At 59.4% G+C, this 14,138-nt stretch carries 12 protein-coding genes; 6 read left to right on the top strand and 6 right to left on the bottom strand.

Annotated elements, in window-relative coordinates:
* Positions 1 to 5 precede the first annotated feature (5 nt).
* The 5 genes from bioC to bioB all read right to left on the bottom strand — a co-directional run bounded on the left by bioC (position 6) and on the right by bioB (position 6,909).
* Positions 6 to 917 carry a malonyl-ACP O-methyltransferase BioC gene (gene bioC / locus DBR44_RS17450; protein ID WP_124645269.1) on the bottom strand — a complete coding sequence of 304 codons (912 nt, stop codon included), beginning with the start codon at positions 915 to 917 and terminating at the stop codon, positions 6 to 8.
* Positions 914 to 1,678, bottom strand: a complete 765-nt coding sequence (gene bioH / locus DBR44_RS17455; protein WP_124645270.1) for a pimeloyl-ACP methyl ester esterase BioH — start codon at positions 1,676 to 1,678, stop codon at positions 914 to 916. The genes bioC and bioH overlap by 4 nt, the downstream gene beginning before the upstream one ends.
* Positions 1,679 to 1,754: 76 nt before the next feature.
* Positions 1,755 to 4,598, bottom strand: a complete 2,844-nt coding sequence (locus tag DBR44_RS17460) for a bifunctional diguanylate cyclase/phosphodiesterase (RefSeq protein WP_124645271.1) — start codon at positions 4,596 to 4,598, stop codon at positions 1,755 to 1,757.
* Between the two features lie 64 nt (positions 4,599 to 4,662).
* The gene (gene bioF / locus DBR44_RS17465) at positions 4,663 to 5,817 is read right to left on the bottom strand and encodes an 8-amino-7-oxononanoate synthase (RefSeq protein WP_124645272.1); all 1,155 of its coding nucleotides are present in this window, start codon (positions 5,815 to 5,817) and stop codon (positions 4,663 to 4,665) included.
* Positions 5,818 to 5,925: 108 nt separating this feature from the next.
* Positions 5,926 to 6,909, bottom strand: a complete 984-nt coding sequence (gene bioB / locus DBR44_RS17470) for a biotin synthase BioB (RefSeq protein WP_124645273.1) — start codon at positions 6,907 to 6,909, stop codon at positions 5,926 to 5,928.
* Positions 6,910 to 7,037: 128 nt separating this feature from the next.
* Here bioB and DBR44_RS17475 point away from each other — a divergent pair, with 128 nt between their 5' ends.
* The 3 genes from DBR44_RS17475 to DBR44_RS17485 all read left to right on the top strand — a co-directional run bounded on the left by DBR44_RS17475 (position 7,038) and on the right by DBR44_RS17485 (position 9,326).
* A complete protein-coding gene (locus tag DBR44_RS17475) occupies positions 7,038 to 7,748 on the top strand; it encodes a ComF family protein (RefSeq protein WP_124645274.1) in 711 nt (236 codons plus the stop codon).
* A 40-nt stretch (positions 7,749 to 7,788) separates the two neighbouring features.
* Positions 7,789 to 8,253, top strand: coding sequence for a tRNA (cytidine(34)-2'-O)-methyltransferase (locus DBR44_RS17480; RefSeq protein WP_103522942.1), 465 nt, complete (start codon positions 7,789 to 7,791; stop codon positions 8,251 to 8,253).
* A 209-nt stretch (positions 8,254 to 8,462) separates the two neighbouring features.
* Complete coding sequence (locus DBR44_RS17485; protein ID WP_124645275.1) at positions 8,463 to 9,326, top strand: septal ring lytic transglycosylase RlpA family protein; 864 nt, start codon at positions 8,463 to 8,465, stop codon at positions 9,324 to 9,326.
* A gap of 235 nt (positions 9,327 to 9,561) precedes the next feature.
* On the opposite strand, the gene yihA is transcribed toward DBR44_RS17485, so the two are convergent.
* Positions 9,562 to 10,185, bottom strand: coding sequence for a ribosome biogenesis GTP-binding protein YihA/YsxC (yihA, locus tag DBR44_RS17490; protein WP_124645276.1), 624 nt, complete (start codon positions 10,183 to 10,185; stop codon positions 9,562 to 9,564).
* Between the two features lie 90 nt (positions 10,186 to 10,275).
* On the opposite strand from yihA, the gene DBR44_RS17495 reads away from it, so the two are divergent.
* From DBR44_RS17495 to ccsB, 3 genes are all read left to right on the top strand, one after another.
* Complete coding sequence (locus DBR44_RS17495; protein WP_124645277.1) at positions 10,276 to 10,887, top strand: cytochrome c; 612 nt, start codon at positions 10,276 to 10,278, stop codon at positions 10,885 to 10,887.
* 73 nt (positions 10,888 to 10,960) lie between these two features.
* Positions 10,961 to 12,985: a cytochrome c biogenesis protein ResB gene (locus tag DBR44_RS17500; protein ID WP_124645278.1), complete on the top strand. Its 2,025-nt coding sequence runs from the start codon at positions 10,961 to 10,963 to the stop codon at positions 12,983 to 12,985.
* Positions 12,985 to 14,127: a c-type cytochrome biogenesis protein CcsB gene (gene ccsB, locus DBR44_RS17505; RefSeq protein WP_124645279.1), complete on the top strand. Its 1,143-nt coding sequence runs from the start codon at positions 12,985 to 12,987 to the stop codon at positions 14,125 to 14,127. Before DBR44_RS17500 ends, ccsB begins: the two co-directional genes overlap by 1 nt.
* Positions 14,128 to 14,138 lie beyond the last annotated feature (11 nt).

Consider the following 14,138-nt stretch of genomic DNA (forward strand, 5'->3'; position numbering starts at 1 on the left):
CCGTATCAGACCTTGCCCGGCCAGCTGCCCGGTTTGACGAATTCGATCACCTGCCGGCCATCCGACAACGCCTTGCTCTTTTTCAGCGTGCTTTTCCAGGCATGGCCATACACCACCTCATAGGTGGCCGGTAGCGTGCCGTCGCGCCGCCGCGCCTCGTAATTGGCCTCGATCCGGTGCCAGGCCTGCTTGCCCATCAAGCCGCGGCTGCGGTCGCGGGTGGCATTGTGCGCGCCGATGGCCTTGAGGTCGTGCATCACGTCGCGCACCTGGTCGTAGGTAAGCACGATCTTGTCCATGTCCATCACCGGTTCGGCAAAGCCGACGCGCATCAGCGCATCGCCCAGGTCGTGCATGTCGATGAACTGGTTGACGTGGGTGGCCTGGTCGACCCCGCCAAAGGCTTCACGCAATTCGAACAGGGTATCCGGCCCCAGCGTGGAGAACATCAGCATGCCATCCGGCTTGAGCACGCGTTCGAACTCGCTGAACACGCTATCCGGGATATTGACCCACTGGATGGTGAGATTGGACCAGATCATGTCCACGCTATTGTCGGCCAGCGGCAGCCTTTCCACATCGGCACACACCTGCCAGGGCTGGCTGCGCTTGAACAGTTTTTTCAGCAGGCCATCACCGGCACGCTGGCGCTCACGCGAGGCACACAGCATGGCGTGAGCCAGATCCAGCTCCACCACCTGTGCTTCCGGATACTGGGCGCGCAACTGGGCCGCGCCATAACCGGTGCCGGTGCCGGCATCCAGGATCACTTGTGGCTGATGCTTGATATAGGACAGCCGCTCGGCCATGCGGTCGGACACTTCACGCTGCAGGACGGCAGCGGAGTCGTAACTGCTGGCGGCGCGCTCGAAAGAGGCGCGAATACGGGCTTTGTCGGTGTAAAACGCTTCGCTCATGCGGAGGCTTCCAGATGCTGGGCCAGCTTGGCGACAAATTCGTCCTGATGAGACAAAAATGGCGCGTGCGAAGCCTGGGTGAATTCGTGCAGGGTGGCATCGGCCAGGGCAGACTGCAGCCAGCGGCCGGCACCAATGGGGGTGATCGCATCGCGCACCCCGTAAAACAGCGCCACCGGACAATGAATCTGGCCGGCCAGCGCACGTGCATCGGCCTCCAGCAATAATTCGAGCGCCGGCAGCAGGCCTTGCGGCCGGCCATGGGAAAACAGCTGCTCGCGCACGGCCTTTACGGTATCGCGTGCAGCGGGCGCGCCCATCATCTGCAGGGCGAGAAAACGCTCCAGTGTCTGCTCGAAGGCGCTGTCGAGGCTGGCCCCCACCGCTTCGATGGCAGCCCTTTGCTGGGCATGTGGCCAGCTGTCGTCGCGCACGAAGCGCGGACTGGTGGACACCAGCGCCAGACTCTTGATCTTGTCGGGGTGACGGGCCGCCCAGTGCTGGGCAATCAGGCCACCCAGCGACCAGCCAAGCAGTTGCAGGGGAAAAGGAAAATGGGCGTCCAGCTGGTCGGCCACGGCATCGGCATCGAAGCGCGCCAGGGGGGCAGAACCGCCATGGCCGGGCAGATCGACCAGATGCACGCAGTAGTGCGCGGCCAGCACGTCGGCCACACGGTCGAATACGCCGCCATGCAGGCCCCAGCCATGCAGCATTACCACGTCCGGGCCACGGCCGCGGCTTTCAACAAACAGAGTCATGGGCAATCAAATGGGGGAGAAAGGTGGTTTTCGCAAGAGTGCGGGGCGAAAGAAAGCAGCCGCACGGGCTGCCGGCTCAGGCCGCACGGCGAAACTCCTGCACAAAGCGCGCCAGCCGCTCCCAGTCGATAGCTGCCGCCGGGGTCGGGGCGGCAAAGTAATAACCCTGCAGTTTGCCACAACCCATCTCTTGCAAGCGCGCCAGCTGGGCGGCGGTTTCCACGCCTTCGGCCACCACATCCAGCCCCAAAGCCTGGGCCAGCGCCAGAATGGCACGCACGATGGCAAACGACTCTTCCTTGCGGTCCACATCAAACACGAAGCTCTGGTCTATCTTCAGCACATCGAAACGATAGCGATGCAGATAGGACAGTGCGGAATAACCGGTGCCGAAGTCGTCCAGCGCCAGCTTGACGCCCAGATCATGCAAGGCGTGCATGACCGTGGCGGCGATATCCGGCACGTCGATCAGCGCGCTTTCGGTGATTTCCAGATGCAGGATGGAGGCCGGCAGCTGGTAGCTGTCGATGATGTCGCGCATCCACGCCACCAGTTCCGGATCGTGGAAATTGGCCGAGGACAGATTGATATGCAGGGCAATGTCACGCGACACCCGCGCCTCGTCCAGCCACAGCCGCAGCTGGCGGCAGGCGGCATTGATCATGTAGCGGTCGACCCGGGTGATCAGCCCGCTCTCTTCGGCCATGGGCAGGAACAGCGCCGGCGAAATCAGGCCGCGCACCGGATGCTGCCAGCGCACCAGCGATTCGAAACCCACCAGCTCACCGCTGCGGGCATCGATGAAAGGCTGGAAATAGGGCAAGAGCTGATCCTCTACCTCCAGCGCCCGGCGCAATTCGCTTTCCAGTGCCAACTGGTCGGCCTGATTGATGCGCAACTGGTGATTGAACACGGTATAACCCTGCCGGCCCTGCTGCTTGGTGCAGTACATGGCATGGTCGGCATCCCGCAACAGCTCTTCTGCCTTGTGATAATGCTCGCGGTCGGCCAGCACCACCCCGACACTGGCGGTGGAGAAGACTTCGCGCCCGGCCAGAATCACCGGCCGTTCGAATTCGCTGACAATGCGCCGGGCGATCATCTCGCAGCCTTCCAGCGTTTCGGTCCCAAACAGCAGTACCGCAAACTCGTCGCCCCCCAGCCGGGCCAGGAAATCGTAATGGCGCAGGCAGGAGCGAATGCGCGCACCCGCCTCGAACAACAGATGATCGCCAGCCAGATGGCCCAGCGTGTCATTCACCAGCTTGAAGCGGTCCAGATCGATAAAGATCACGCTGAAGCGGGCGCCGTTGCCCGCCACATAGCCTTCCCAGGCGCGGCGCAAGGTTTTGGCAAAGTAATTGCGGTTGGGCAGCTTGGTGAGCGGGTCGTGCAGGCTGTCGAACTCCAGCTGGGCATTGACCGCATCCAGCTCACTGGTGCGTTCGCGTACCCGCTCTTCCAGCTCGGCATAGGCGTTTTGCAGTTCCTGCATGGCACGCACCCGCGCCAGTGCCGTGCCGATATTGTTGGCGACAAACTCCAGCACTTCCTGATCGCGATAGCTGTAGATCACTTCTTCCTGATAGCTGTGCACCGACAGCACACCCAGCAGCTCGTGCCCGCAGTACAACGGCACGCCCAGCCAGCTATGCAGCAGTGGCCCGGCACCATCAGCAGACGGCAGCTGCGGATTGAGGCGATCCAGCAATAGCGCACGGCCACTGTGCAGCACCTGCTCGACATGGCCCTTGCCTGGCCGCCGCGTCTTGGCTGCCGGTTGCTGCTCGTCGGAGCAATAAGGAAAGCTAAGCAGATCATTGTCCATGCTGTAGAGCGCCACCTGGCAGTTGCGGGCGGCCACCAACTCCATCAGCAGCCGGTGCACGCCGGCCAGAAAGGCTTCCAGCGACAGGCAGGTATTGGACAGGTCGGCAATGCGGAACAGCACATCCTGAAAGCGCTCGGCGCGCTGGCGTTCGGACACTTCGGAGCGCAGACGGGCATTCATCCCCTCCAGCTCGCAGGTGCGCAGCCAGACCTGGCGTTCCAGCAGGCTGCGGTACAACATGCGGTCCAGCGCATAGCCGACATGGCGGGCAACAAACAGAAACAGCGTCTGCTCGGCCGAGGTGCATGGCGACTGGTTGGCATAGAACTGCATGACCGCCGCACCGATGACGGCGTTACTGGCATTGGTCAGCGGCACCCCCATCCATAGTTCGGGCACCGGGCCTTCCAGCACCAACTGTTCTTGCGCGCAGATTTCCAGCAGCCGTTCACGGGTGAGCACCAGCGGCTTGCCGATGCGCATCAGCCAGGCAGTCAGCGAGCGTTCGCTCTGCGTCGCGGAAAACAGTTGTTCGGGTGAAGGTGGGGCCGGGTCGAGCTGGTCGGCGTAAAAGGGGTAATGCAGGCTGCTGGCCTGTTCGTCATACAGGGCAATATAGAAATTGCTGGCATCCATCAGCCGCATCAGCAAGCGGTGCAGCTTGGGCAGCATGTCATCCAGCGTGCCACACTCACTGGGCAGCTGGCTGATTTCCAGCAGGGTTTCATTCATCACCCGCGACTGGGACTGCTCGGAATGCTGCCGTGCACTCAATAGATGCCCGGTCAGCAGCGAGGCAATCGCGGCGGTATTCGCCGGCATCTTGCCGCGCCAGACCAGCCAGCCAATCAGCTCGCCCTGCACCGACAAGGGCATGGCTCCGCCATCCGGCCCGGGCAGTCGTCCCGCAGACAATGCCGCAGCCGGTGTCAAGGTGTCCGCCCCACCCAGCGTGGCCAGACGTTGCCATGTCGTCCCCACCAGCGCCCAGACAGCTGCGGCAGCAGGTTCGCCCTGATCCTGCAGCAGGGACAAGGCAGTTTCAGCAGCCTCTTGCTGGGAGGACAGATAATCAGCCGTACTCTTCATGTCATTATCGTAGTATGAGTTAGCCGGAAATTCCGGTCATGCTACGAACAGACGCAGCCATCCCCTATGGCTGCATTGCCTCCACCACACAGTCCAGTAAGCCCTCAAGCTGGTCCTGTGTATGGGCTGCCGACAATGTCAGGCGTAAACGTGCCGTTCCCTCAGGGACGGTAGGCGGCCGTATCGCAGGCACCCAGAATCCACGCTCCTTCAACTGTGCAGCCAGCAACAATGCCTGCTCGTTCCTACCAATGATAATGGGTTGGATCGGGGTACGGGATGCCATCAGCGGAAAATTTACCTCTGACAATCTTTCCCTTACCAGGCTCACGCTCTGCTGCAAGCGCTGCCTGCGCCACGGCTCGTCTGCGATCAGTCGCAGGCTGGCCAGCACCGCAGCGGCCAGCGCCGGTGGTTGGGCGGTCGTGAAGATATAACTGCGGGCGGTGTTGACCAGCCACGCAATCAACTGGCTGCTGGCGCCGACGAAAGCACCGGCCACGCCAGCTGCCTTGCCAAGAGTGGCCATATAGATCAGCCGCTCTCCGTGCAAACCCTGCTCCACTGCCGACCCACGGCCATCGCCCAGCACACCGAATCCATGCGCATCATCAATGTAAAGCCACGCATCGTATTTATCGGCAAGTTCCTGCAACTTCTTTAGCGGCGCTTCATCACCATCCATGCTGTACACCGCATCCACGGCAATCAGCCGGGTACGGGCCGGCGTGCTGGCCAGCAACTGCTCCAGCTGCTGCAGGTCGTTATGACGAAAACGGCGGAATGTAGCACGGGACAGCAGGCAGGCATCATTCAGAGAAGCGTGGTTGAGCTTGTCCGCAAACACAGCATCGCCACGCCCCACCAGGCTGGTGATTACCGCCTGGTTGGCGGCATAGCCGGAGCTGAACAGCAAGGCCGCCTCGCTACCACAAAATGCTGCCAGCGCCTGCTCGGCTTCTTCATGAATGGCGAAGTGGCCGGCAACAAGATGTGAAGCACCCCCCCCCACTCCCCAACGCGACAGCGCCTCGCGCGTGGCAGCGACCAGCGCCGGGTGGTTGGCCAGCCCCAGATAGTCATTGCTGGCAAAGGCAATATAGGATTTGCCCTCGATGATCATCTCGCAGGATTGTGGCGTTTCCACGATATGACGCTGGCGAAAACGGTGCTGCTGCTGCAATTCCAGCAGTGCCGAGGAAAGGTCCTGGGAGCGCATGCGGTTTTCCAGAAAATGATTGCCCTTGGCGGGCGGATTTCACGAAAAGTATTCCTTATATATACATTTCAAAAATCCAGCCGCACAAGGGCAGATATGGCCAAGGATTTACAGCGGTGACAAGTCCAGTTTTTCCATCAAAACACGGTCGGCATCCACGTCCGGATTACCGGTCGTCAGCAGCTTGTCGCCGTAGAAAATCGAGTTGGCACCGGCCAGGAAGCACAGCGCCTGCATCGCTTCCGGCATCTCGCGACGACCGGCAGAAAGACGTACATAGCTTCTGGGCATGGTGATGCGGGTGACCGCAATGGTGCGGACAAATTCGGTCCAGTCCAGCGGTTCTGCCCCTTCCAGCGGAGTGCCACCCACCTTCACCAGATTATTGATCGGCACCGATTCCGGTTGCGGCTCCATATTGGCCAGTTGGGCAATCAGGCCGGCACGGTCTTGCCGGGTTTCGTTCATGCCGACAATGCCACCACAGCACACCGACAGCCCGGCCCCACGTACCTTGCCCAGCGTGTCCAGGCGATCCTCGTACTCGCGGGTATGAATGATGTCGCCATATTTATCCGGTGCGGTGTCCAGATTATGGTTGTAATAGTCCAGCCCGGCCTGTTTCAGTTTTTCCGCCTGGCCATCCTTTAACAGACCAAAGGTGGCACAGGTCTCCAGCCCCAGCGCTTTCACCTCGTTCACCATGTGCAAGGTCTGCTCCAGGTCGGCATCCTTGGGGCCGCGCCAGGCTGCGCCCATGCAGAAGCGGCCGGCGCCATTGGCCTTGGCGGTGCGCGCCACGGCAATCACCTCGTCCACCGTCATCATTGGCTGGTTTTCCACCGGCGTATCGTGATGCACCGATTGCGGGCAGTAACCACAGTCTTCCGGGCAGCCACCGGTCTTGATCGAAACCAGCGTCGACAACTGCACCTTGGTCGGATCAAAAAACTGGCGATGAATCTCGGCAGCGCGGAAAACCACCTCCATAAAGGGCAGGCTGAGCAGTGCCTCGATCTCTGCCACCGACCAGGTATTGCTCTGTGGATGCGGAGTCGCCGGGCGGGAAAACTGGATGGCTTGCGTGGTCATGAATGAGCTTTCGTCACTAAAAAATTCCAATTGCATTTAATGACTAACAGCAACTGGACAAATGGGTAATTTAAGAAAAAAACCGCGTGGGTAAGAGTGTCTGGTTGCAGTCTTGCAGAGGGCGCATCATGCTGTCAAATATCACCAGGCAATTAATTGACAATTGCACAATATTTAATCAATCGTGCTTGTTGTGTAATACACGAAACAGTCATTTCGGGCTCTGCCAGGGCTGCAAAACCAGTCTGCCGCGCCTGCCCGGGCAGCACTGCCCGATTTGTGCGGAACCAGCAGCCACGGGCGATATCTGTGGCTTTTGCCTGCGCTCACCCCCGGCTTTCGACGCACTACACGCTCCTTATCTATTTGGCTACCCTCTGAATACAATTATTTATGCAATGAAGTATGGAAAGCGGCTGGAACTGACCGGCACACTAGCCCGGCTGATGGCCGAATTTGCCATGAAAACAGCCATTCGCAGTGATCTGGTTCTACCTGTTCCCTTGTCAAAAGAACGACTTGCAGAACGGGGCTTTAATCAGAGCATTCCACTGGCCCAGGCAATCGCTGTTACAATGGAAAGCCGTTTTTCCTCCACACTGTGTTGGCGAAAACGCAACACTGTGCCGCAAGCCTCTCTCGGACGTGCCGAAAGACGCCAAAATGTTCGCGATGCATTTGGCGTAAAACAACGTATTGACGGGCTTTCCGTCGCGATTGTGGACGATGTGGCAACCAGTGGAATGACCCTGTCTGCCCTGGCCGAAAAGCTCAAAAAACAGGGGGCAAAACGGGTCGATGCGTGGGTGCTCTGCAGGGCATTCTTCCCAAAAACTTGACCAAGATTTTGATTCTTTGGAACAATCCAGCCAGCCAACGATGTTCACCGTTGTTCTTTTTCAGCCGGAAATCCCGCCCAATACGGGCAATGTGATTCGTTTATGTGCCAACACCGGCTGTGAACTGCATCTGGTCAAACCCATGGGTTTTCCCATGGAGGATGCCAAGTTGCGACGCGCGGGCCTCGACTACCACGAATATGCCCGTGTCGTTGTCCATGAAAACTGGGCTGCCTGTCAGCAGGCCCTGCAAGGACGGCGAATTTTCGCTGCAACAACCAAAGGCGCCACGCGCCATGACCAGATCTCTTTCCAATCTGGGGACGTACTGCTGTTCGGTCCCGAATCCCGCGGCTTGCCGCCTGAAGTGCTGGAGGATTTTCCTTCATCACAGAGGATTCGTTTGCCCATGCGCCCCGAATCGAGAAGCCTGAACCTTTCCAATGCCGTTGCAATCACGGTGTTCGAAGCGTGGCGGCAGATCGGATTTGAAGGAGGAAGCTGACAGTTCACAGACCGGCCAACACTAACGGGCCAGCAAGAAACATTGCTGCTGAAGTGAACCAGACTGCAAGCCTGCACCCTGCCGCCAATGCGGCATCGGGGTGATAGCACGGGCCAGGCAGTTTTGCTCTTCCAGGCAGGGACTGCACTCGCCAGCCGAGCGCAAGTCGCCAGTGTTTTTTGATGTGCCCAACAGCATAAGGGAGGTCTATGCAATCAGTACTCCGATGGCTGTGGCTTGTTTTTGTCAGTCTCGTACTCGTGGCCTGCTCCACCGTGAAGACGGCGAGCGCCACCAGCCAAACGTCGGCCAAGCCGGCCAAGAAGCCCACCGTAGCCAACAATGGCGGTGCCTATTTTCAGAAAGATGGCCCTGCCGACCACATTCCGGTCAATCTGAATCTGGTACCGGATGCCGTACCCCAAGCAGAACCGCTGATCAAGTCAGCCAACCAGCCTTACTCGGCGATGGGAATGAGCTTCCGTCCCGACACCAGCGAGAAACCCTTTCAGGCCAGTGGCCGGGCCTCCTGGTATGGCAAGCAGTTCCATGGCAGGAAAACCACCTCGGGTGAGCGTTACGACATGTTTGCCATGACGGCGGCCCATCCGACCCTGCCGATCCCGAGCTATGCCCGGGTGACCAATATGACCAATGGCAAGTCGGTCATCGTACGTATCAACGACCGTGGGCCCTTCCACAAGAATCGTGCGATGGATCTGTCTTACGCCGCTGCCTACAAGCTGGGCTTCGTCAAGCAAGGCAGTGCCAAGGTCAGCATCGAACGTGTCTGGCCGATGGCCGGCGGTGAAGCCGTCGCCAGCAATAGCCCCGACATCAAGGCAGAGGACAATCCCAAGTATCTGCAACTGGGCTCCTTCAACAAGCTGGCCAATGCGGAAGCTCTGTTGAAGAAGATGCTGGATGAAATGGACGACCGTTACGATTCCAAGCTGGGCATTATCAACCAGCAAGGCAATTACAAGGTACGCCTGGGACCATTCCCGTCGGATGCTGCCGTGCGCAGCGCCGCGGAGAGCCTGAAGGTGGAAAACGTGGTAATGAAGAACTGAGCGGATGGTGGCGGCCTGGCATCGCCGCCCCATTTGCCCAAACAAAAGCGAAGGAATTCCTTCGCTTTTTTCATGTCTGGCTGCCCGCGCCAGGAATGCCGGCCATAAAAAACCCGGCGCACATGGCGCCGGGGTAAAGGCCTTAATTGTCAGCGTAAGGCTCCCGCTCAGGGAGGCAAGCGGGAGGTGCCGGAGCACCTGCACGGTTAGTGTCACCCTCCCCGACAAAGTTCCGTCATTCCGCGACTGGCGGCTCGTCCTGTTCTTTCTGTACAGCATCAAACCAGCCGATCACTACCTGCTCCACCTGTTCGGTACCGGTTTTCTTCAGGCTGGAGAACAGCTGCACGCTCACCCCTGGGTAGTCAGCCAGCTCGCGCCGCACCATGTTCAGGGTTTGCTGCTGGTCGCTACGCGACAATTTGTCGGATTTGGACAACAGAATATGCACGGGCCGGCCGGTATCACGGAAGAAGTTGAGCATCTGCCGATCCAGCTCCAGCAGTGGTCGACGCGAATCCATGATCAGGATCAGGCCGATTAGACTCTCACGGGTTTGCAGATAGCGACCCAGCAACTGCACCCAGTGTGCCCGTACGGCTTCCGGTACTTCGGCATAGCCATAACCGGGCAAATCCACCATGAAACGTTCATGGCCCAGGTCAAAGAAGTTGATATGCTGGGTACGGCCCGGTGTCTTGGAGACATACGCCAGCCGGGTACGGTTAGCCAGCGTGTTGATGGCGCTGGACTTGCCGGCATTGGACCGCCCCACGAAGGCAACCTCGGCGCGGGTGGGCGGCAAGTCCTTCAAATGGTTGACGGTGGTATAAAAAGTGGCGTTTTTAAAAATCGACATAGTAGTAAGGTTGATTTCAGTTGGTATAGAATAACAGGTTTGAAATTGCCACTTTTACAGATATTTAAGAATTCCTCACAAGGAGCGATCATGAAACGGATGATGCTGTTGGCTGTAGCTGCGGCAACCCTGGCTGGAAGTGCGTGGGCAGAAGGCATTGCCAAGGGAGACCCGGTAAAGGGCAAGCAGATCGTTGACACGGTGTGTGCCGCCTGTCACGGTGCTGATGGCAACAGCGTAGCGTCGGCAAACCCGACCTTGGCCGGCCAGCATGAGGTGTATATCTACAACCAGCTGCAGGCTTTCAAGAAGGGCGAGCGCAAGAATCCGATCATGCTGGGCATGGCGTCAGCACTGTCCGATGCCGACATGCGCAACGTGGCCTCCTACTTCAGCCAGCAGAAACCCAAGGCGCGTGAAGCATCCAACAAGGATCTGATGACGCTGGGTGCCAAGGTATACCGCGTAGGCAACCCGGCAACCCACGTACCGGCCTGTATGGCCTGCCACGGCCCGGCCGGCAAGGGTATCCCCGACCAGTTCCCGCGTGTGGGCAGCCAGCATGCCGCCTACATCGCCAAACAGCTGGGTGACTTCAAGGCAGGTAGCGATCGCAAGAACGTGACCATGTCGGATGTTGCTTCCCGCATGAGCGATGCTGAAATGAAGGCAGTAGCCGAATACATTTCGGGTCTGCGCTAATCGCAACTTTTGCGAATAGCCTTGTTCAAAAGGGAAGCCTTAACCGGCTTCCCTTTTTGTGTTCGGCACCAAGATGACAAAAAACTCCCGCAACACCGTCTTTTACAAGTTGTACGAGCTGTTCAGTTCGATGCGTTTCGCCATTGGTCTGCTGACCATTCTGGCCATCGCCTCGATCATCGGCACCGTACTGAAGCAGAACGAGCCCTACCCCAATTACGCTTTTGAATTCGGCCAGTACTGGTTTGCCGTATTCGAGCAGCTGGGTTTGTACGACGTTTACCACTCGGGCTGGTTCCTGACCATTCTGGCCTTCCTGGTGCTGTCCACCACACTGTGCATCCTGCGCAATGGCCCGGGCTTCATCAAGGACATGAAGGCCTATCGCGAAAAGGCATCAGACAACTCGCTGGCTGCCATCAAGCACAGCGTGGAGCTGCCGGCCGACACGGTTGACCCCGATACGCTGCGCGCCTATCTACGCGGCCAGGGCTGGCGCTGGCGCGAACACCAGCGTGAAGACGGCAGCCTGCTGCTGGCTGCCAAAAAGGGCGCAGCCAGCAAGCTGGGCTACTTCTTCGCCCACATTGCACTGGTGGTGATCTGCATTGGCGGCCTGATGGATGGCAACCTGCCGCTGAAGCTGGCCGAGATGGTGGGCAGCGTGGTGCCGGAAACCCGTGACATCCCGCAAAGCCAGATTCCGTCACAAAGCCGCCTGTCCACCTCCAATCTGTCTTTTCGCGGCAATGTCACCATTGCCGAGGGCAAGAGCGGCGATGTGGTGTTCCTGAATGCCGGCAATGGCTATCTGGTACAAGAGCTGCCGTTTACCGTCAGCCTGAAGAAGTTCTATGTCGACTACTACAGCAATGGCATGCCCAAGCTGTTTGCCAGCGACATCGTGGTCACCGACAAGGCCACGGGCAAGGTGACCGAAGCCCAGGTCAAGGTGAACCATCCGCTGATCGTGGATGGCGTGGCCATTTACCAGGCCAGCTTTGGCGATGGCGGTTCACCGCTGTCCTTGAAGGCCTGGAACCTGGAAGCCCCACAGATGCAGCCGGTGGACATCAAGGGCATTTCCATGGGCAGCCAGCCGCTGCGTGCCAATGGCAAGGACTACAGCCTGGAGTTTGGCGAACTGCGTGTGTTCAATATCGAGAACATGGGCGGCAAGACCGATGGTGCCGCAGGCAAGAGTCTGGCCCAGCGCATGCAGGATGCGCGCGAGGTGAAGCATGAAAAGCAGCTGAAGAATATCGGCCCTTCCATCAGCTTCAAACTGCGCGACAAACAAGGCCAGGCCATTGAATTCCACCACTACATGGCCCCGATCCAGCAGGATGGTGCCAGCTATATGGTGGCCGGCGTACGCAACAAGGTATCCGATCCCTTCCAGTACCTGCGTCTGCCGCTGGACGACAAGCTGTCGCTGGACCGTTTCATGCGTTTGCGCAGCGCGTTCATGAATCCGGCACTCTATGATGAGATTGCACAGCGCACCACGGCCAAGGCCATGCAGGGTTCGGCCATCAGCCCGGCCATGCAGCAGCAGTTCGCCGGCAGTGTGAAATGGATACTGGCGCGCTTTGCCCAAGGCGGTTTCGTGGCACTGGAGCAGTTCCTGGATGAGAAGGTGCCGCAAGACAAGCGTCAGGCTGTGGCCCAGACCTATGTCAAGATCCTGCAAGGTGCCGTGGTGGATGTGATGAATGTGGCCGATGCCAAGGCCGGCCTGCCACCGGTCGCCATGGACAGCCAGCACTATCGTTTCCTGCTGGACAGCCTGGTGGGCATCAGCGCCCTGCATGATTACAAGGCACCGGTGCTGCTGCAGCTGCAGGGCTTTGACCAGGTACAGGCTTCCGGCTTGCAACTGACTCGCTCGCCGGGCAAGAACCTGGTGTATCTTGGCTCGCTGATGCTGGTCATCGGCATCATCCTGATGTTCTACGTACGCGAAGTTCGGCTGTGGCTGCGGTGTGGCACAGCCAGCGTGCGGCTGGCCATGAGTTCCAACCGTCACAACCGTGATCTGGACGAGGACTTCCGCCGCCGCAGCGAGGCAATTCAACAGTTGGTACGAGGTAAGTGATGGAACTGGCTCAATCCTTTGTCGAGCAGCCGCTGTACAAGCGGCTGAAGCCCAGCGACTGGCTGTATGCCGTGCTGGTACTGGTGGCTGCCGGGCAAGCCTGGCGCTTGTACAACCCCTTCATGGATGGCTATGAGCAGGCGATTCTGGCCGGCTCGGCCATCGGCCTGATCGCCTTGGGCTGGTTCTGGAAGTCCTGGCGCTGGTTCTTCCCGCTGTCGGCCAGCGTGGCCCTGCTGGGCATCAGCCTGTACCACGGCGAGCTGGCACGGGCGCAGACGGCCTTCTGGCTGAAATTCCTGCTGTCCAGCCAGTCGGCCATCATGTGGATGTGCACGCTGTTCTTCCTGGCCACCCTGGTGTACTGGGCCGGCCTGGTCACCCGCTCGACCATGCTCTCGCGCATGGGCAGCGGCCTGACCTGGGCGGCGGCGGTGATGGGTGGGGCCGGCCTGTTCGTGCGCTGGTACGAGAGCTACCTGATCGGCAGCGATGTCGGCCACATCCCGGTATCCAACCTGTACGAAGTCTTCATCCTGTTCACCCTGATCACCGCGCTGATGTATCTGTACTACGAAGCGCGCTTTGCCACCCGCCAGGCCGGTGCCTTCGTGCTGTTGGTCATCAGTGCCGCTGTCGGCTTTATCCTGTGGTACAGCTTCGATCGCCAGGCGCATGAAATCCAGCCGCTGATCCCGGCCCTGCAATCGTGGTGGATGAAGATTCATGTTCCGGCAAACTTTGTCGGATATGGTGCGTTCGCCATGTCGGCCATGCTGGGTGTGGCCGAGCTGCTGGTGCTCAAGGGCGTGCTGAAAGACCGGCTGCCTGCCGCAGAAGTGCTGGATGAAATGATGTACAAGGCCATTTCCATCGGCTTTCTGTTCTTCACCATCGCCACCATTCTGGGTGCGATGTGGGCAGCCGATGCCTGGGGCGGCTACTGGAGCTGGGACCCGAAGGAAACCTGGGCCCTGATCGTGTGGCTGAACTACGCCGCCTGGCTGCATATCCGCCTGGTGAAGGGCTGGCGTGGCGAACCGCTGGCCTGGTGGGCCGTCATCGGCCTCTTGGTCACCACCTTCGCCTTCCTCGGGGTGAACATGTACCTGACCGGCCTGCATTCTTACGGCGGTCTGTAAACCTCACCCAG

The organism is Aquitalea sp. FJL05 (assembly GCF_003852595.1).
Classification (GTDB): Bacteria; Pseudomonadota; Gammaproteobacteria; order Burkholderiales; family Chromobacteriaceae; genus Aquitalea; species Aquitalea aquatilis.